Below are 19,560 nucleotides of genomic sequence, written 5' to 3'. Positions count from 1 at the left end.
GTTATAATTTCGAGCTGAACTGATAATTACCTGAACCAACTTCGAGCACAACGCGCCCTTCTTCAGCTTTCACAATTGTAATCGAAGAAGATTCATCAATTGCGTTATCACCTTCTTTTAAATCTTTCAACAAACCAGCAGGCACATAAACCAGAGCCGTTGTGTTTGCCGGAACAGAAATGGTCCACTCAAATTTCTTTTTCTTTTTAGTCCAGCTGCTCTTGATGGCACCGTAGGGCGATTCATAAGACGCATTGACGAAATCAAGTCCGTCAATCATTTCCGGCTTCATGATAATTTGCTTGAACCCAACCTGGTCGTCACTCGATTTGATACCGGCCAGATCTTCATAAAACCAAATCAACAAATCGCCCAGCATCATCACATGATTGTACGAATTCATTTTGGGAGCCGCTGTGTTGCCGTTCCAAAGCTCCCAAATCGTTGTTGCACCATTTTCAACCATGTAACCCCAGCTTGGGTAGGTGGTGTTGGTCGCCAGTTTCCATGCCAAATCGGCATGCCCGTTTTGAGTCAGCGTACGCATGATCCACTGCGTACCAATTACCCCGGTACTCAAATGCCCATTATTGGTGACTTCGATCGTATTTACAATCGTCCGAATCAGTTCTTCTTTCTTATTTTCAGGAACCAGTCCCATGGCCACAGCCAATATATTTTCCGTTAGTTTATTTTCGCCATAGCCTTCCAATTCAGGTTTGTAGAAAGTTTTCTGAAAAGCTTCTTCGACTATTCCGGCCTGTTGCTTGTATTCCGGAATATCTTGCTCCTGCCCACTCAGTTCCGCAAACTGCTGCATTAATTCCAAATAGTGATAATAGTAGGCCGTCGAAATCAACGCACTTGGATATTTGCGGTCGGCACTCTTACCTCGCCCTTCTTCGATTGTTGCAGGTGGTTCGCACCAGTCGCCATAGCTGTCTTTGGTCATGACGCCATCTTTCAGGTAGCGATCTTCCATGTAGCTCAGCCACTTTTTCATTGCCGCATAATGCTTGATAATCGGTTCCGTATCGCCGGTGTGCCGGTACAACATATCAGCAACCATCAGGAACGTTCCGCACCAGCTCATGTTGTCGCTATAGTAACGCCAATAAGCCGGAGCCACATCGCTGATGGTTCCATCAGGCTTTTGCGAGTATGCAATATCGTCGAGCCATTTTCGGTACAAAGCCGCGTTGCCAAAAACGAAGTTCTCGCCATAACAACCAACCGTTCGGTCTCCCAACCAGGGTTGACGCTCGTTCCGCTGCGGACAGTCGACCGGCATTCCTTTATAATTGCTCAGAATGCCCCAATAAGCGTTTTTATAAATTTGGTTGATCAGTGAATTCGAGCTTGTAAAAGTTCCATGAACAGCCATCTCATCCGAAACCACTTTGCCCACAAAATCATCGACTGTAGGTTTGCCCGGCCATCCGGTAATCTCAACATACCGGAAACCGTAATAAACAAATCGTGGCTCCCATGTTTCGATTCCTTTGCCCTTCAAAATATATTTGGCCTGGGCCTGGGCATCGCGCAAGTTTGTAGTGAATAGTTCTCCATCGTCATGCAGAATTTCACCAAAACGCATAGTAATGGTATCACCTTCGCTTCCGTTTGCTTTCAGTTGAAGCCATCCGGCGATATTCTGCCCCAAATCCAAAATGTATTTACCGGGACTTTGCTCGCGAATGGCAACCGGCCTAATTTCGTTCAATACTTTCATGTTGGGGTTCAGTTGAGCCTCGTATTTGGCGTCGGGGTGCTCAACGTATTCCGGTTCCAACCAATTGCTGTCGTCGAAACCAACTTTATTCCAACCCGGCATTTCCTTGCGGGCATCGTATTCTTCGCCATCATATTCGTTGTTCGAGCGGATTGGCCCGTCGGCAGTTCCCTTCCAACTATTGTCTGAGCGGATATATTCTGTACTTCCATCCGTGTATTTCACAACAAGTTGAAAAAGTAGTTTGGGAAAGCCAAAATTCTTGATTTTGTAGCCTTTGTAGTGTTGACGCATGGTGTAATAGCGGCCGTTTCCAACAACCACTCCGATGGCATTTTGGCCGCTTTTCAACTCATCGGTCAAGTCGTAAATGTTGTATTTGATATTTTGATCGTAGTCTGTTGGTGAAGGAGCTAAAACCGACTCACCGACCTTTTCTCCGTTCAAGCTTAGCTCGTAAAGCCCCAACCCAATGATGTAGGCTTTCGCTTCCTGAATCTCCTTTTTCAACTTAAATTCCTTGCGGAAATAGCGGGCCGAAAGCCGCGCATGAAAGGAATCGTCATCCCAGGGAAATGCCCGATCGAATCCGATCCAGCGAGCACGCCAATCTTTGAAATAAAGTAAGCCCATGCTCCATTTTGCAGGCTCACTCCAGTCGCTTTCTCCTTTGTTGGTCCAAACTTTTACTTTCCAAAAACAATTGTCGTCACTTTTCAACCTTTTCCCGTTGTAGGAAACCAGCTGCGAGTGATTGCTTTCAATTTTACCTGAATTCCAGAGATCAGCCGAATCTTCAGTCAATTTATTGGGTGAAGAAGCAACCAGCACCTGATATTCAGTTTGCTGTACATTGCGCTGATCACTTTCAATCTTCCAACCCAATCGAGGTTGAAGTGTTTCAATGCCCAACGGGTTATTGAGCAGCTCACAGGTTAACCCGCCAAGCTGAACCTGAGCGGAGGCAACGAAAGATGAAAATATAATTAAGAGAGATAGGAATGTTCTTTGATAGTTCATGGCTAAAACCGTTAGATTTCTGCTTTCGAAATTATTCAATTAATTGCTGGGGACCAAAAGCAGAAAGGAATTAAGTTATTATAAAAAAGTCGGATAACTCTTCCTACCTGAAAAGATATCCGACTTTTATTTTGCTGAATGTGTTTTTAAAATTTGACCAAAATTTTTAATATATTTCCGGGAGCTTCAGACCAATCTTTCATTGCCTGCGGTGCTTCTTCCGGACACACGGTTCGCGAAATCAATACATTTTCGTCCAGATCACTCTGTTTCAAATATTTCATCACGGCCTCAAAATCGGTTGGATTGGCATTGCGGGAACCCATGATTTCCATTTCCTTTTGCACCCAAAGTTTAGTTGGGAAGGATACTTCATTTCCGGCATAACCGATACATACAACCCGTCCCGCAAATGCAACCTCTTCAATCGCCGACTTATAGGTTATGGGATTTCCGGCAGCCTCGATAACCACTGTTGGGCCATCTCCATTCGTAATTTTTTCCAATTCCTCATGTAAGTTCTGATCTTTCGAATTGATGGTATATTCAGCACCAAGTTTTTTTGCAATCGCCAGTTTCGAATCATCAATATCAACTGCGATGACGGTCGCACCACGTAGTTTTGCACGAACAATCGCGCCGCTGCCAATCATGCCACAGCCAAAAACCATTACCGTGTCCAGGTCGGTCACCTTACCATTATCAATCGCGTGGAAACCAACGGTCATCGGTTCAACCAAAGCCAATTGGACATCCGATAAAGCTTCATCTTTCAAAACTTTTTGCCAGGGAACAGCAATGTATTCAGCCATAGCCCCATCGCGCTGTACACCCAACGTTTGATTGTAACGACAGGCGTTGAAGCGCTTCTGTTTACAAGAAGTACACTGCCCGCAATTGGTATAAGGAACGACAGTCACCGGCTGACCAACGGTAAACGAACCGGGAACCTGATCGCCAATTTCTTCAATTACAGCCGAAATCTCGTGCCCGGGAATGCGCGGATACTGAACCAAGGGGTTCTTTCCCAAATAAGTGCTTAGGTCGGAGCCGCAAAAGCCCACATATTTTAATTTCAGCAGGATGTCGCTGGCTCCCATTTGAGGCATGTCGCGCTCAACCACTTGCATCTCTCCTGCTTTTAGTATTTCTATTGCTTTCATTTTAAATTGAGTATTAGAGTTGATAAGCCTTTTCGGCATTTTTATACAATATCATATCCTGTTCTTCTGCGCTAAATTGAGCCAGGTTCTTTTTCACCAAGTTCAACCAATTGGCATATTCAGTTGCTACCAGACACACCGGCCAATCGGAGCCATAGAGCAGACGTTTTGGTCCAAAGGCTTCCAAAACAACGTCGAAGTAGGGTCTCAGCTGTTCTTCAGTCCAGCTTTTAAAATCGGCCTCGGTTACCATTCCGCTTATTTTGCAGCTGACATTTTCACGTTTTGCCAGTTCCCGGATATTTTTCGCCCAAGGCTCAAACGCATTGACTTTAATTCGTGGTTTAGCAATGTGGTCCAGCACGAATTGCTGATCGGGATGTTGATCAACAAAGCGAATGGTATTCGGCAACTGGTGCTCGAAAATCAGGATATCATAGACCAATCCGTAGTTTTTGAGCAGCGTGATTCCCCTGTTGAATTCCTTTCCCAGAATAAACTCCGGATCAGGCTCTCCCTGTACCACATGGCGAACCGCTTTCAACCATTGATTGGAGCTGTACTTCGTTAGCAATTCATCAATATTTTCAGCAGCCAACGGCAACCAGCCAACGATTCCTTTCATAAAATCATTTTCAGCAGCCAGCTTCAGCAGCCAGTCGGTTTCTTCCAAACATTGACGCGCCTGAACCGTCACAACTCCGGTCACATTGGTATCCTTCAGTGTTGTTTTTAAATCTTCGGGGAGAAAACTGCGGCGAATTGTCGCCATCTCGTCGTCAATCCAATCGAATTCAACCGGATTATAGTCCCAATAATGATGATGCGTATCTATGATCATAACCAACGATTTACAAATAAGGATAGCTAGTCTCAATGATTCCCTGCTTTTTCAGTTCTGCCCAAAAAGCAGCAGGAAACTCCATATCGAGAAGTGCTCTGTTATGCGCCATGCGCTTCGGTTTACTCGGGTTGAGCGCAACCGATATAATTTGCGGCGCCGACAAAGCAAATTTCAAACAGGCATCGCCGGGGGCTACTTCAAATTTGTCGCAAACGGCAAAGAACTTCTCCCGCCATTTAAACAGGTGCATGTCATTCGGATTTTCCCGATTCACGATGCGGTAATCAAAATACTCGCCTCCGGTTAAAAAACCAGCATTAAAAACGGCTGAATTGATCACGCCAACGCCATCTTTTCCAAGTTTTTCCAGGAAGTCCAGAATTGCTTTCGGATGGTGATAAATGGTAAATTTATTGGCAAACATCACCCAATCAAACTTCACCTGTTCATATAATTCTTTGATGACCAGCCAGTCTTTGGAGCCAATGCCAACGGCTTGAACTTCACCTTTCTCTTTGAGTCCGAATAGGGCTTTGTAGGCACCAATAATATCCTCCAGCCGCTTTTGCCGGTCTGTAGCATCTGCCGCTGCAGCCAAATATTCATCGGGGTCGTGCACCGAAACAACTTGGGGCTTGTAAACGCCTCCCAGCAATTCACATCCCTGCTGCCAGCACTCCAATATGCCGTCGTAACTGATTCGCTGAACAGCGTCGTATTCCAGGTTAGCCCATGCTCCCGGTTCGAAAGTTGGCTCTTCGGTTTCAAGCGGCACCCGGTACCATCCCAGCTTATTGCTGATTGTGATTTCTCGTGGCAATATGCCCAACTCAAGCAACCCTTTGCCGATTACTTCCAAAGCCAGGCCGGCTCCGTATTTCCCGGCACTGTCAATCATCACCGTTCCATCCGAAACCTTAAACCATTCTTTCATCAACGAGAGTTTCTCGTCCCAGCTCAATTCCCGGTACAGATTTCCCAAAAAACTGGTACCGTAAATAATCGGCGGACAAACAATCTCAGTTAATCCCAATGCTTTTGCTTTCATCTCGAATTTCCTTTTGCTGACCTTCTTCTGCTTTGTATTCTTCCTGTTGGTCCAATTCATAGATCCGTTCCATCAACTGCCATTTCTCATCAGCAGTTGCCGATTCTGAAGTCACCTGAAAACGGGAAACAAAAGCCTCCCATTCTGCTTGCCGGGGCTTAGCAGCCAATTCAACCATCGCTTTATCGTGGTCGAAACCGGGGACTGTGTCCATGATCATAAACAGCCGGTTTTCATGCAGATAGATTTCCATATCGAGAATGCCAACCTCTTTCATTCCCTGACCAATCTCCGGCCAGGTATTTCCTTTGGCATGAACCTCCTTGTATGCTTCAATCAATTGTGGATCGTTTTCAAGCAAAAGCGTTTTACAGTAGCGTTTAAATTTCATCAGATTCTTTCTTCTTTCTACAAATTTGGCTGAAATCCATTCGTTTAGCAAACAACGCAACCTACCCAACTTTATGCAAAGCTTTCCGCAAAGCTTTGCGGAACTGAAAAAATGTTCTATAACAGAAGTTGCGTTGTCAGTTACAGAAGCAACAACAGAGAAAAAGCTATTTTTGTAAAACAAGACAAGAGCAATGAGTAAAAGACATGTTTCACTGAAAGACCTGGCGAAGGAATTGAATGTTTCCATTTCAACTGTTTCCAGAGCGCTGAAAGACCATCCCGACATTAGCGAGGAAGTTCGGCAAAAGGTGAAACATTTAGCCTCAGAGCGCAACTACAGCCCCAATCCGCTAGCGATGGGATTGCTGAAACAAGCAACCCGAATGATCGGAATTATCGTCCCGGATTTGGTTACCCATTTCTATTCGTCTATTATTTCCGGTATTGAGAGCGTGGCCAAAGAGCATGGTTATTTTGTGGTCATTAGCAGTTCAAACGAGAGCTATATTAAGGAAAAGGAGTCGATCGAAAACCTGCTAAAATCCCGAGTTGAAGGATTGATCATTTGCATGAGTCAGGAAACAACAGACACATCGCACTTTGAGAAGCTCATTCAGGCAGATATTCCGGTGGTCATGTTCGACCGTGTTTGCCTGACTGATAAAATACCGGCGGTTATAGCTGACAGCAACGACGCATCGCAAAAGATCGTGCGACACTTTCATGATCAGGGTTACAACAGAATTGCTTATGTATCGGGGCCTGAGCATTTAAACATTTCGAAGGAACGCATGAGTGGTTATTTAGCCGGATTAAACGATTGTCGGATGACCGTTGATCCGGACTTAATTGAGCAATGTGACTTATCCTTCGAATCGGCACAGCTCGCTATGAAAAGGCTGCTGAAGCTCCCCAATCCTCCGGATGCTGTTTTTGGCATCAACGACACTGTTGCTTTTGGTCTGATGAAAGCGATAAAAGAAGCAGGCTTGCAGATTCCTGAAGACATCGGCGTTGTTGGGTTCACCGACGAATTTCATTCAACGGTTGTTGATCCGCCGCTGACATCGGTCACTCACCCTACTTATGAGATGGGGCGCAAAACGGCCGAGCTGTTCTTCAAAAGATTAAAATCAGAAATTACTTCAGAAACATTGGTACTCCAAACAAAGCTGGTGGAGCGGGAATCTTCCGCCAAGTCGCGCTAAAATCCACACCAGGGTCTTCCTTTCAAAAAACGTTTTTGATGAAACGGTGCGTTACTCCCCTTTATCTTGGCTGATTTGCCTGATTCTTTCCTCCAGGTTTTTAATCGCCGTCAGCACCGTAGCCATTTCAGATTGTGCCTCCGGGAATTCGCGGCTGGTGTAAGCATAAAAGCGCCAGATTTCCATTACATCGCTGGCCTCAACCGTGTAGGGTTCATAACCCGGATTGAGTGACTTCAATAAAATTGTACCGTCTGCATTCACGGTCACCAGTTTAAACACAAAATCCTGCTGTCCTCTCAGAATAACAATACAAGGTGTATCAGCTTTCAGATTGGTCCAGTCGGCGACATACTGTGCAATAATGTCGCTGCCCTCCGGAACAGGAAGCATTGAGTCGCCAACCGACGGAAAGATCCGGAATGTTCCCTGGGCAGGTAAGTTGGGAATCGAATACTTAGGCAGAGCCGCAATGAATTCAGGGTCGTTATAACCCGCCATATAGCCGGCTTTTGCCTTCACCGGCACATACTCCACATTTTCATTGTTCGACTGGTCCACCGAAATAGCCAACACCCGAAGATTCCCCCCCCGGATGTACACATCATTCCCGGCTTCCAGCTCCCGTATCTTCAACTCACCCAATTTAGACAAATCAACTTTCAGTAAGGTGTCGATACTTATTTTAAAGAAGTCCGAAAAGTTCAGGTAGTCTTCCGGTTGCGGCGACTTGGTATTACCGGCCTCAATGGCAGCCAGTTTAGCCCGGGTTAATCCCAACGTTGAAGCAAGCGCTTCCTGGCTCATTTTCTTCCGTTCCCGAAGAAATTTAATGTTCGCGGCGAAAAAAATCTTTTGCGTTTTAGTATTCACTTGTTATATTTAGAAACAATCAATTGTTATTATTCGTAACAAAATTAAGAATCTTTTTGAATTATGAAAGAGTTGGCCGGGAAAAAAGATATCATTAAGCAACTGAGGGAGAAGATACTTTCGATGGAAGGATTCAGTGCCGGTGCGAATAGCCGTCAGCTTGAATTTGGGCTGGGGCCGATGAATGCGGCATTTCCCGGAGGCACTTTTCCTGTTGGAGCAACACACGAGTTTGTTAGCCCCACCGAAGCCAGTGCCGCTGCTGCCAACGGCTTTCTTTCGGGCCTGATAAGTGCCCTCATGAAAAAGGGAGGAATCTGTCTGTGGGTTAGTGTCGGACGCAAACTGTTCCCTCCTGCTCTTAAGTTCTTTGGCATTGAACCGCACCGGGTAATTTTTATTGACGTTAAATGGCGAAAAGATGCCCTTTGGGTGATGGAACAAGCATTGAAATGCGACGCATTGGTGGCTGTTGTGGGAGAAGTGCGCGAAGTCAGTTTTGCTGAATCCCGCCGCCTGCAACTGGCCGTGGAAAGCAGCCGGGTAACCGGTTTTTTGCACCGCCAACAGCCACGCTCCGAAAACACATTGGCCTGCGTGTCACGATGGAAGATCAGGCCTTTGTCAAGCCGGTCAAGCGATGGACTTCCCGGCGTCGGATTTCCGCGTGTGGAAGTAGAACTGGCAAAGATTCGCAACGGTCGCCCGGGTATCTGGCAGTTCGAGTGGCGAAATGAAAGCTTCCGCCCTGTGCCTGCTCAAAGACCGGCAGCCTTGGCTCCCCAAACAACAAGAAAAGAACAAAATTATGCCTAAGCGCTATTTATATATCTGGTTTCGCTACCTGTCAACCGACCGGCTGACTAAAATCAATGCGGATCTTCAAGGCCAGCCATTCTTATTGTATGCCCCCGAACGCGGGCGAATGGTTGTTCGTGCTGCCAGCCGGACATTGGAAAAAGAAGGCATTGCACCAGGCATGGTAGTGGCTGACGTGCGTGCCATACTCCCGTCGGTGGAAGTGTTCCAGGCCGAGCCTGAAGCCGAAGAAAAGCTGTTGCATGATTTGGCCGAATGGTGTTTCCGCTACAGCCCGACCGTTGCTATCGACCCGCCCGACGGACTAATGCTCGACATATCCGGCTGCCCGCATTTGTGGGGCGGCGAACAGCCCTATCTTCAATCCATAACCAACCGTTTGAATAAAGGAGGCTATACAATCCGCGCTGCTATTGCCGACACTATTGGCGCAGCCCGGGCAATGGCCCGCTATGGAAACCGCGCCATCATCGCCCCCGGCAAACAAGACGAGGCACTGCTTTCGCTCCCTCCTGTTGCTCTGCGACTGGATGCACCAAGCTTGCAACGACTCGACAAACTCGGCTTCCGACAAATCGGACAGCTCAGCTCTATCCCACGCACCAACCTGCGTCGTCGCTTTGGCGATGCTTTACTTTTCCGGCTGGGACAAGCATTGGGAACCGAGCGCGAGCTTCTGAAACCAATTCAGGCGACACCGGTTTACCTGGAACGACTGCCCTGCATGGAGCCCATCAGAACAGCAAAGGGGATTGAAATTGCACTGGAACGCCTGTTGGAAATGCTGTGTGAACGTTTTTTCAGGGAAGGGAAAGGCATGCGAACAGGCATCTTCAAAGGTTATCGCCTTGACGGGGAAACTGTCCAGATCAGCATTGGCACCAACCGGGCATCGCGCAATGCAGCGCATCTTTTCAAACTCTTCGAACTGAAGATCCCCGAACTGGAACCGGCACTTGGCATTGAGCTGTTTACGTTGGAAGCCACGCTGGTCGAGGAAGTCAGCGAAACGCAGGAAGCTTTATGGAGTATTGGCAGCAACAACCAAACAGTCATTGCCGAATTGCTCGATAATATTGCCGGCAAAGTGGGTGCGCGGTCCATTCACCGCTACCTGCCACAAGAACATCACTGGCCCGAACGTTCAACCAAGGAGACCAATTCACTTGAAGAGCAACCGGAAACCGAATGGCACACCGACCGGCCACGACCGCTTCATTTGTTACCCAGGCCCGAGGCCATTCAGGTCATGGTTCCCCTCCCCGACTATCCGCCGCTCAACTTTCGCTATCAAGGTGAAATCATTCGCATTGCCCGCGCCGATGGCCCCGAACGCATTGAACAGGAATGGTGGCTTCAGAACGGGCCGCCCAGAGACTATTACCAGGTTGAAGACGAAGACGGAGCACGCTACTGGATTTTTCGCCTTGGCCTGTATGGCAACGGAAAACCGCAATGGTTTTTGCATGGGTTCTTTGTATGAAGAAGAAATGAGTCGTGGGCTATAAGTAGCGAGACTGAAAACCGAAACTTGAAACTGAGAACTGTAAACTGCTATGAATTATACCGAATTACAAGTGACCTCCAATTTTAGCTTTCTCCGCGGGGGCTCTCATCCGGAGGAGATTATTGCACAAGCAGCAAAATTGGAACACCAAACCATTGCCATCACCGACCGCAACACACTGGCCGGTATTGTCCGCGCTCATGCAGCAACACGGGAGAATCAGATCCGTCTCATTCCCGCTTGTCGTCTCGATCTGTTGGATGGCCCAAGCTTGCTGGCTTATCCAACCAACCAATCAGCCTATGCCAATTTATCAGCCTTGCTTACCGAAGGGAATCTTCGGGCCGAAAAAGGATCCTGTCACCTGTATCGCGCCGATGTGTACAAGTATGCAACCGGGATGAAATTTATTGTGGTGCCACCAGCATCGCTGAATACCGATTTCGACTTTCCACCTGAATTTATCAGCGCCTTGGAAGCATACAAAGATGCACTGGGCGGCAACTTATATTTGGCAGCAAGCTTTTCGTACCAGGCCGATGACCATAAAAAACTATTTCGCCTGTCTCAACTGGAGTTGCAACTGGGAATTCCGATGGTGGCAACCAACGATGTCCACTATCATGCACCGGAACGCCGGGAGTTACAGGATGTGCTGACCTGTATTCGCGAGAAATGCAACATCCACAATGCCGGCTTCAAACTACACCAAAATGCCGAGCGATACCTGAAAACGACCTCCGAGATCCAGCGTTTGTTTCGGCAATACCCCGAAGCCATTCACCGGACACAGGAAATTGCAGCAGCCTGCCGCTTTTCACTCGATGAATTGAAATATCGCTACCCCGAAGAGATTACCAGCGAAGGACGCACGCCCATGGAAGAGTTGATTTACCTTACCTGGAAGGGTGCTCATGAGCGTTTCGGGGAAGCTATTCCCGAGAAAATAAAAGCCACAATTGATATGGAATTGGAGTTTATCGGGCGAAAAAACTATGCCTCCTATTTCCTGACCGTGCACGACTATGTGCGCGAAGCCCGATCGCGGGGAATCCTTTGCCAGGGACGCGGATCAGCAGCCAACTCGGTTATTTGCTATTGTCTGGGTGTTACAGCTGTCAATCCCTCAAAATTCAAATTGCTGTTTGCCCGCTTCATGAGCGACGAACGCAATGAGCCACCCGATATTGATGTGGATTTTGAACATGAACGCCGCGAGGAAATCATGCAATACATTTACGAAAAGTACGGACGAGACCGGGCCGGCATTGTTGCCACCGTCACACAAGTACACTGGAAAGGAGCTGTGCGCGATGTCGGAAAAGCGATGGGCCTGTCCACTGATACCATCAATGTGCTTTCGAAATCGGCCTACGAGTTCACCGAGGACTGGTTTGAAGGCAATGCTCCTGCAACAGCCAGTTTCAACGCACAGGATCCTCACCTGCGCAAAGTGTTGGAACTAACCGGGCAGTATATTGGTTTTCCCCGACAACTGGGGCAACACACCGGAGGATTCGTCATTACACGCGGCAAGCTGCACGAGCTGTGCCCGATTCTTAATGCCCGCATGGATAATCGCACCAACATTGAGTGGAACAAAGACGACATTGAAGCCCTCGGTTTTATGAAGGTTGACGTGCTGGCGCTAGGGATGCTGACCTGCATTCGCAAAGCTTTCGACCTGGCCAAAGAACATTATAATTTGAATCTCACCCTGGCTAACATTCCGCAGGACGACCCGAAAGTTTACGAAATGATCAGTCATGCCGACACCGTTGGAGTGTTCCAGATTGAAAGCCGGGCACAGATGTCGATGCTTCCGCGACTAAAGCCCGAAACCTTCTACGACCTGGTGATTGAAGTGGCTATTGTACGTCCCGGCCCCATTCAGGGCGATATGGTACATCCGTATTTAAAGCGACGGAATGGTGAAGAGCCCGTTGAGTTTCCGTCGAAGGAACTGGAAGAGATTTTGGGCCGAACGCTGGGGGTTCCCTTATTCCAGGAACAGGCCATGGAAATTGCTATTGTTGCCGCCGGATTCACGCCTGCCGAAGCTGATGGTCTGCGCCGGGCAATGGCCACCTTTAAGGCAAAAGGCAAAATCAGCTGGTATCGGGAAAAGTTGATCGGAGGCATGATCAAAAAAGGCTATACACTCGATTTTGCCAACCGGGTGTTTAAGCAAATTGAAGGTTTCGGAAGTTATGGTTTCCCCGAAAGCCACGCCGCCAGTTTTGCACTGCTGGTGTACATTTCATCGTGGATTAAATGTTATTACCCCGACATCTTCGCGGCAGCGCTGCTCAACAGCCAGCCCATGGGTTTTTACCAGCCAGCGCAGATTGTCATCGATGCCCGTCGCCATGGCGTGCAGGTGCGACCGGTCGACATCAACTTTTCGGAATGGGACAATACGCTGGAAGAAAAGGACGGCAACTTCTGTGCTGTTCGTTTGGGATTCCGCCAGGTGAAAGGCCTTCGGCAAGACGACATGCAAACACTGCTTTCCGGCCGGCTGGTATTTTATGCCAATGTGAATGAACTGCTCGATGCCGGCGTTTCACCCGCTGCACTCGAACGATTGGCCGATGCCGATGCTTTCCGCTCCATTGGTCTCGACCGCCGCCGAGCCTTATGGGAAGTGTCGGCCCTGCACGATCATCCCACAGGTATGTTCACCGGAACACCTTCAGCGAGTGCCTCCGAAGGAACAACCGAACTCCCTCTGATGACCGACGGCGAGCATGTGATTCAGGATTACGCCAGCACAGCGCTGTCGCTCAAAGCCCACCCGGTCAGCTTTCTTCGTCAACAGCTAAACGAGCTGCGGGTTATTCCAACTTCAGCATTAAGCCAACACAAAAACGGCCAGTTCGTGAAAGTGTGTGGCTTGATCACCGTTCGGCAGCGACCGGGAACAGCCAAAGGGGTGCTGTTTATCACCATCGAAGATGAAACCGGTTTTGCCAACCTTGTGGTTTGGGCCAATACTTTTGAAACGTACCGCAAAGTCATCCTGCAGTCGCACCTGTTGATGGTCGAAGGGAAATTGCAGATTGAAGGCGAAGTCATTCACGTGGTGGTCAACGCCTGCTTCAACCTCAACGAACTGATGAACCTGGAAACCGAAGAACGAAACCTGGGCTCCATGAGCAAACCAACCAATGCTGCCAATAAGAAGGAGGAAGCGGCCTCTCCAAACAAAAAGCCCCGGAATGTAAAAGCAGTGCAGGGTGAACTCTTCCGCTCCCGTGATTTTAAATAGCTCATATCCGGACTGAAATAGTTGATGCCCGTTTCTAAAATGGTTGTCCGGAAGCGATTTTCACGTTGCAGGCAATTCGGCCAATTACAGCATCGTATCTTAACCTGACATCCACTTTTTCTTGCATATTCACCAAAATGATGCTTCCCAATAAATACGCATTCTGCCGGGCCTCCCGCTCCCTTCGTGTTGTCATATTCATAGCCAGTAAAAAAGATGACAACCGATTCATCAATAAATTTTGGCTAATACATTTCAATAGCTAAATTTGGGCTGCATGACACGAATCAATAACCAGCTACTATCCCTATTACTAAGTGGTGATGAAGAATCCTTCAAAGCAGTGTACAATCATTTTTATTCGCGTCTATCCTTCTTCGTTTCACAATATGTTGTTCACCCCGATATTACAGAAAATATTATCCAGGATACTTTCCTTACACTTTGGCTGAAAAGATCGTCATTAAAGGCCGACACGAATCTAAACGCCTACGTCTTTACAGTAGCTAAAAATAATTGTTTGAAGAGACTGAGAGATCAAAAATACCGAAACAAAATTATGAGCAGTCAGGTAAGTGAGGCTGAGATCGAACTCAATACAAATGCGCTGTTCAAACTGGATACCAACATACTAGCTTTCGAAGAAATTAACGCTATTGTAAAGACGACTCTTGAATCGTTACCCCCCACATGTAAGCTTGTGTTTGAGATGAGCCGCTTTCAAATGCTGAGAAATCAAGAAATTGCCGATACACTCGGGACGTCTGTAAAAACGGTCGAAGGACACATCACCAAAGCAATTAAAGTTCTGAAAAACAACCTCAAAGATTATCTCCCTTTACTCTCCGCGATCATTTAACAGCGCCCTCGAAAAAAAAAAATCAAAAAAAATCACATTTCAAGCAAGGGGTAATCCATTCTCGTGGATTAAATAGATAGAGAACAAAATTTATCTATGACACCTGACCAACAAATAATAGACCTGATTTCAGGAAATTTAAACGCTAAGCAAAAAGACGAGATTTTGAAAGTGATTAGTCAAGATCCGGCTTTGCAAGAGGAATACGAGAAAATTAAAAACGCGTGGGCTCTAAGTTCAAGTCCAACTTTTACAGATATCAAAAAAAGAGATGAAAGTTTCCAAAAATTAGTAGCAATCATTCATAAAAGGAAACGGATTAAGCTAATTCAAACATTAAAATACGCTGCCATTCTTATTCTTTTCTTCGCGTTAGGCTACGTTGCCAGTCAACAACTTGAATCCCTTATGCTGACTGAAAGCTACAAAACCAATGAGCTGACAGAGATTTATGTTCCCAAAGGCGAGCAAGCAGAAATCACCTTAGCCGACAACACTAAAGTGATTCTGAACTCCGATACCAAACTTACATTTCCGGTGAAATTCAACAAAAAGCAACGCTTCGTTTCCATCTCCGGAGAAGCTTATTTTGATGTCTCAAAATCAAAAATTCCGTTTATTGTTAATTCTTCATATGGAAACATCCGGGTACTGGGAACCTCTTTCAACATTAGAGCCTACGGTGACATGGAGTACCAAACAACATTGGTTGAGGGAAAAGTAATTTTTACCAACAAAGCATTGGAAACCATATTAAAGCCGGGCGAACAGTTGACTGTAACAACTAAAAATCAAGCGAATGTCAAAAAAGTAAATACAACGGCAGCGTCCTCCTGGACTTTGGGAGTAATATCGTTTGAAAATGAACCGCTTATGGATGTTGTGAAAAAATTGGAACGCCATTTCAACATTACAATCTCACTCGATAAAACACTGGCACCAATACGTTTTACCGGTAAAGTTGTCGATGAATCGATTGATGAGGTCATGCTTCTGATTGATAAAACAAAACCGATAAAATACACTTATGATAAAAACAAGAAAAATCTAACGATTATGAATCATACCTGATTTTTGAATGTAAGAAAAGGCAGGATGGTCGAGATCCTGCCTTTTTGGAAATAACTTGATTAAACCAAATTATTAACATCTAAACGTAAAATTATGAAAAAAAAACGATGTTATGGGGATGTTATGCCCATAATTTCCCAAATCCTGCGACGAATGAAACTAACAATTGCATTACTACTGTTTTTAGTTTTTAGCAGTCTGGCTTCGGACCTCTATTCACAAGGTACCTACAGTTTAGAAAGTAAAAATGAAAAAATCGTCAATGTACTTCAAAAGATTGAGGAACAGTCTAAATACCGTTTCTTCTACAACGAGGAAATCGATTTAGGGACCAACGTTTCAATAGACGTTAAAGACGCGTCAATCCAAGAGATTCTGAATAATCTCTTTAAAGACTCACGCATCAATTACGAGATTGTTGGAAGACAGATAATTCTGACTGGTCAGGAAAATGTCGCCAATTCTCAGCAGAGTACGGACATCACCGGAATTGTGAGGGATAAAACAGGACTCCCCATCCCCGGTGCTACCGTTGTATTGAAAGGATCCACGTCGGGAACCATAACCGACATGGACGGTAAATATACACTGCCGGGTATACCCTCCGACGGAACATTGGTGTTCTCATTTGTGGGAATGCGACTTCAGGAAGTGCCGATTCAGGGTCGATCAAAAATCGATGTTACGCTCGAAGAAGAAACAATCGGGCTGGAAGAAGTCGTTGCAATTGGTTACGGAACAATGAAGAAAAGAGATGTCACCGGATCAGTTGCGTCTGTTACGGGTGAACAACTTGCAGCTGTTCCTGTTCCGAATGCCGCTCAGGCATTAAAAGGTAAACTTGCCGGGGTTAATGTTGTGGCACAGGATGGACGTCCCGGTGCTGATATCTCAATTCGTGTACGTGGAGGCGGATCTATCTCACAAAGCAATGAGCCTTTATTTATTGTTGACGGATTCCCGGTAAGTACGATAAGCGACATTCCAGGTAACCAGATTGAAAGTATTGATGTTTTAAAAGATGCTTCGTCAACTGCCATTTATGGAGCACGCGGAGCAAATGGCGTTATCATCGTAACGACTAAAAGTGGCAAAGCTGGTAAACTTACAGTTACCTACGACGGCTACGTGAAATTTAACAGACCGACGAAGTACTTTCCAACAATGAGTGCGCACGATTATATCGGATACAACTGGGGCTATGCCGCAGCTATCAGCGACAACTACGCTGATGCCTGGGAAATGCTTTGGGCAATTGGACGCTACGAAGACACCTATGGAAATGCACAGGGAATTGATGCCTACAATAATGTTGGTGCTACAAATTACTCGAAAGAAGTGTACGGAAATTCATTCTCTCACAGCCATAATTTCAATATTTCCAGCGGTACTGATAAAACCAAATACATCTTTTCGGTCAACCACGTTGATGAAGACGGGATGAAAATTAATTCATCATACAAAAGAAGTAATGTATCATTCAAGCTAGACCAGAAACTGGGTGATAAGCTAAAATTCAACTTTGATTCCCGCTTTACACAAATCGAAGAAATTGGAGATGAAAGTACTTCTACAAGTGGTGGATCTCTGTTAACAACGGCATATTGGTTCCGTCCAATCGCTACTGAAGACGTGCTCGGAGAACTGGATGAATCAATAAATTCTCAAATTGGATTTTACACGGATATTCTTCAGGATGTATATAACCCGGTTTCCCGAATTAATGACTATTCTGATTTTAGCAGAAATCGCTCTTTGCGGGCGAATGGCTCTTTGAGTTGGGAAATAATAGATGGTCTGACTGCCAAAACAGAGCTCGGCTTAAGTACTAATTGGGGGCGAAATAAAGTGTGGTCCGGTGCTATTTACAACGACTATTTTGATACCGCAGGAAATAAAACGTTTGGCGGGAATGCAAAAATCAGAGCGACTGAAGGTTGGAATTACCGTTGGGTAAATACCTTAAACTACGATGTTCAGGGGCTTGGCGAAAATCAAAGTTTAAATATTCTCGCGGGAATGGAAGTAGCAGACTCGGGATCTGAGTATACTGAAGTTTGGGGGAATTACTACCCGGCTTCTTTTGATTCGGAACGTGCTTTTGCAATGATGGATCAGTACCTGACCGGCACAAGTACGATTAATGGAGGGTTGAGCTCAAACACAGGTACACCCAATCGTTTACAATCTTATTTCGGTCGTGCCAATTATTCCTTAATGGATAAATATCTATTGACAGCAACATTCCGTGCTGACGGATCTTCAAGATTTGCTCCAACTAACCGTTGGGGATATTTCCCGGCAGCCGCATTAGCATGGCGCATGTCTGAGGAATCTTTCATTAAAGACTTAGGCTGGTTTGACAACTTAAAATTACGTCTTTCCTATGGTAGCGTAGGTAATGATGGCATTAGCGCCAATTTATGGAAGATGAGCTGGGCATCAGATGGCTTGACCCGTTATTCAATAAACGAACAACAAATAGTCGCCTATTCCCCGGCTTCGTCAACCATTGCCAATCCTGATTTGAAATGGGAAACCACTATTACCCGCAACCTTGGAATTGATTTTGCATTCTTTGATAGTCGTTTGTATGGTACGCTCGATTTATATAAAAATACGACAGAAGATTTATTGATGCTTACTTCTGTTTCTGCGATCAGCGGATTCTCTTATACCTACGATAATATTGGAGCCACCAGCAACAAAGGAATCGAATTGTCACTGGGTGGTGATATCGTTCGCTCCAATGATTTCAATTTAAGAGCTAGTGTAAACATCAATATCAACAGAGGAAATGTAGATAAACTGGCCGAAGGGGTTAACGGACTATATAACTCAGAGTGGGGAGGAACAGCCTATGTCGAGCCTGTTTCCGGCGATTACATTCTGCAGGAAGGAAAGCCTGTCGGCCAGGTTCGTGGATTCCAATACGATGGATGGTACACTGTTGATGATTTTAACTATGAAGCTGGACAGTATGTATTAAAAGAAGGAATTCCTGATATCGCTTCCGGAATCTTAGGACCTGTTTATGGAACAACTGACAACAAACCGGGTGATCAAACAGCCTACCCTGGTGTACTCAAATTGAAAGATATTGCCGGTGCAGATGGCAGTGGCACGGATGGTGTCGTTGACGAAAATGATATCGGCATCATTGGAGATATGACCCCCAAACATACTGGTGGATTGAACATCAGTGGTAACTTTAAGAACTTTGATTTTAGCTTAGATTTTAACTGGAGCTATGGCAACCAGATTTACAATGCCAACTACCTCTATGGATTTACCGGGAATAAAGAAATCGGTATGTATAGAAACCGATTAGACTACCTTTCAACAGCATATAAAATTTACGACGTTCAGGATGGTCAGCTAACCTTTGTGACTGATCCTGCTGAATTAAAGGCGCTGAATGCCAATGCAACGGCTTTTCTTCCTTACAATGAAAACACTGTTGTTTCGACACTCGGAATTGAAGATGGCTCATTCCTGAGACTCAATACGGTTACGTTGGGATACACACTACCCAAAAATCTGTTAGATAAAGTTGGTGTTAACAAACTTCGTGTCTATGGCTCGATTTATAATGTGTTCCTGCTCACAAATTATGAAGGAGCTGATCCTGAAGTGAATGTAGATGATGAACGCGCCGTTTATCCAACAATTGGACTTGACTACGGCGCCTATCCTCGTGCACGTTCATTTACTCTCGGTGTAAATATTGAGTTTTAATCATTAATCAATCA

The 19,560-nt window shown here is 45.9% G+C and carries 14 protein-coding genes; 7 read left to right on the top strand and 7 right to left on the bottom strand.

The genetic code is table 11. The features are described 5' to 3' along the window. Position 1 precedes the first annotated feature (1 nt). From GJV22_RS19550 to GJV22_RS19530, 5 genes are all read right to left on the bottom strand, one after another. Positions 2-2,752: an alpha-L-rhamnosidase gene (locus GJV22_RS19550; protein ID WP_163717787.1), complete on the bottom strand. Its 2,751-nt coding sequence runs from the start codon at positions 2,750-2,752 to the stop codon at positions 2-4. A 146-nt stretch (positions 2,753-2,898) separates the two neighbouring features. Then, positions 2,899-3,915, bottom strand: a complete 1,017-nt coding sequence (locus tag GJV22_RS19545; RefSeq protein WP_163717785.1) for a zinc-binding alcohol dehydrogenase family protein — start codon at positions 3,913-3,915, stop codon at positions 2,899-2,901. 13 nt (positions 3,916-3,928) lie between these two features. Further along, positions 3,929-4,756, bottom strand: a complete 828-nt coding sequence (locus GJV22_RS19540) for an amidohydrolase family protein (RefSeq protein ID WP_163717782.1) — start codon at positions 4,754-4,756, stop codon at positions 3,929-3,931. Positions 4,757-4,766: 10 nt separating this feature from the next. After that, positions 4,767-5,807, bottom strand: a complete 1,041-nt coding sequence (locus tag GJV22_RS19535) for an aldo/keto reductase (protein ID WP_163717780.1) — start codon at positions 5,805-5,807, stop codon at positions 4,767-4,769. Further along, a complete protein-coding gene (locus GJV22_RS19530; protein WP_163717778.1) occupies positions 5,779-6,198 on the bottom strand; it encodes an L-rhamnose mutarotase in 420 nt (139 codons plus the stop codon). The genes GJV22_RS19535 and GJV22_RS19530 overlap by 29 nt, the downstream gene beginning before the upstream one ends. A gap of 193 nt (positions 6,199-6,391) precedes the next feature. Between GJV22_RS19530 and GJV22_RS19525 the strand changes: the two genes are divergently transcribed. Next, positions 6,392-7,408, top strand: coding sequence for a LacI family DNA-binding transcriptional regulator (locus tag GJV22_RS19525; protein WP_163717776.1), 1,017 nt, complete (start codon positions 6,392-6,394; stop codon positions 7,406-7,408). A 51-nt stretch (positions 7,409-7,459) separates the two neighbouring features. Here the strand turns inward: GJV22_RS19525 and GJV22_RS19520 are convergent, their stop codons facing one another. After that, positions 7,460-8,281, bottom strand: coding sequence for an XRE family transcriptional regulator (locus GJV22_RS19520; RefSeq protein WP_205461968.1), 822 nt, complete (start codon positions 8,279-8,281; stop codon positions 7,460-7,462). A gap of 63 nt (positions 8,282-8,344) precedes the next feature. On the opposite strand from GJV22_RS19520, the gene GJV22_RS19515 reads away from it, so the two are divergent. The 3 genes from GJV22_RS19515 (at position 8,345) to GJV22_RS19505 (ending at position 13,878) form a co-directional block, all read left to right on the top strand. Next, complete coding sequence (locus GJV22_RS19515) at positions 8,345-9,097, top strand: ImuA family protein (protein WP_163717775.1); 753 nt, start codon at positions 8,345-8,347, stop codon at positions 9,095-9,097. Further along, positions 9,090-10,583 carry a Y-family DNA polymerase gene (locus GJV22_RS19510; protein ID WP_163717773.1) on the top strand — a complete coding sequence of 498 codons (1,494 nt, stop codon included), beginning with the start codon at positions 9,090-9,092 and terminating at the stop codon, positions 10,581-10,583. The genes GJV22_RS19515 and GJV22_RS19510 overlap by 8 nt, the downstream gene beginning before the upstream one ends. A gap of 73 nt (positions 10,584-10,656) precedes the next feature. Further along, positions 10,657-13,878 (top strand): error-prone DNA polymerase, encoded by a 3,222-nt coding sequence (locus GJV22_RS19505; protein ID WP_163717771.1) that lies wholly within the window; start codon positions 10,657-10,659, stop codon positions 13,876-13,878. Positions 13,879-13,912: 34 nt separating this feature from the next. Here the strand turns inward: GJV22_RS19505 and GJV22_RS19500 are convergent, their stop codons facing one another. Then, entirely contained in the window at positions 13,913-14,074 is a 162-nt protein-coding gene (locus GJV22_RS19500) for a hypothetical protein (protein ID WP_163717769.1), read from the bottom strand. An 81-nt stretch (positions 14,075-14,155) separates the two neighbouring features. Between GJV22_RS19500 and GJV22_RS19495 the strand changes: the two genes are divergently transcribed. From GJV22_RS19495 to GJV22_RS19485, 3 genes are all read left to right on the top strand, one after another. Further along, positions 14,156-14,737: an RNA polymerase sigma-70 factor gene (locus tag GJV22_RS19495; protein WP_163717767.1), complete on the top strand. Its 582-nt coding sequence runs from the start codon at positions 14,156-14,158 to the stop codon at positions 14,735-14,737. A gap of 96 nt (positions 14,738-14,833) precedes the next feature. Beyond that, the gene (locus tag GJV22_RS19490) at positions 14,834-15,808 is read left to right on the top strand and encodes a FecR family protein (protein ID WP_163717764.1); all 975 of its coding nucleotides are present in this window, start codon (positions 14,834-14,836) and stop codon (positions 15,806-15,808) included. A gap of 153 nt (positions 15,809-15,961) precedes the next feature. Next, positions 15,962-19,546 (top strand): SusC/RagA family TonB-linked outer membrane protein, encoded by a 3,585-nt coding sequence (locus GJV22_RS19485; protein ID WP_163717762.1) that lies wholly within the window; start codon positions 15,962-15,964, stop codon positions 19,544-19,546. The last annotated feature ends 14 nt before the right edge of the window (positions 19,547-19,560 follow it).

Source organism: Mangrovibacterium lignilyticum (assembly GCF_010882175.1).
GTDB lineage: Bacteria > Bacteroidota > Bacteroidia > Bacteroidales > Prolixibacteraceae > Mangrovibacterium > Mangrovibacterium lignilyticum.
This window is presented reverse-complemented; position numbering and strand designations above follow the sequence as displayed.

What these genes read in the sequence shown, in the direction of transcription:
- GJV22_RS19550 (WP_163717787.1), bottom strand. Translation starts at nt 2,752, where the DNA reads ATGAACTATCAAAGAACATTCCTATCTCTCTTAATTATATTTTCATCT.
- GJV22_RS19545 (WP_163717785.1), bottom strand. Translation starts at nt 3,915, where the DNA reads ATGAAAGCAATAGAAATACTAAAAGCAGGAGAGATGCAAGTGGTTGAG.
- GJV22_RS19540 (WP_163717782.1), bottom strand. Translation starts at nt 4,756, where the DNA reads ATGATCATAGATACGCATCATCATTATTGGGACTATAATCCGGTTGAA.
- GJV22_RS19535 (WP_163717780.1), bottom strand. Translation starts at nt 5,807, where the DNA reads ATGAAAGCAAAAGCATTGGGATTAACTGAGATTGTTTGTCCGCCGATT.
- GJV22_RS19530 (WP_163717778.1), bottom strand. Translation starts at nt 6,198, where the DNA reads ATGAAATTTAAACGCTACTGTAAAACGCTTTTGCTTGAAAACGATCCA.
- GJV22_RS19525 (WP_163717776.1), top strand. Translation starts at nt 6,392, where the DNA reads ATGAGTAAAAGACATGTTTCACTGAAAGACCTGGCGAAGGAATTGAAT.
- GJV22_RS19515 (WP_163717775.1), top strand. Translation starts at nt 8,345, where the DNA reads ATGAAAGAGTTGGCCGGGAAAAAAGATATCATTAAGCAACTGAGGGAG.
- GJV22_RS19510 (WP_163717773.1), top strand. Translation starts at nt 9,090, where the DNA reads ATGCCTAAGCGCTATTTATATATCTGGTTTCGCTACCTGTCAACCGAC.
- GJV22_RS19505 (WP_163717771.1), top strand. Translation starts at nt 10,657, where the DNA reads ATGAATTATACCGAATTACAAGTGACCTCCAATTTTAGCTTTCTCCGC.
- GJV22_RS19500 (WP_163717769.1), bottom strand. Translation starts at nt 14,074, where the DNA reads ATGACAACACGAAGGGAGCGGGAGGCCCGGCAGAATGCGTATTTATTG.
- GJV22_RS19495 (WP_163717767.1), top strand. Translation starts at nt 14,156, where the DNA reads ATGACACGAATCAATAACCAGCTACTATCCCTATTACTAAGTGGTGAT.
- GJV22_RS19490 (WP_163717764.1), top strand. Translation starts at nt 14,834, where the DNA reads ATGACACCTGACCAACAAATAATAGACCTGATTTCAGGAAATTTAAAC.
- GJV22_RS19485 (WP_163717762.1), top strand. Translation starts at nt 15,962, where the DNA reads ATGAAACTAACAATTGCATTACTACTGTTTTTAGTTTTTAGCAGTCTG.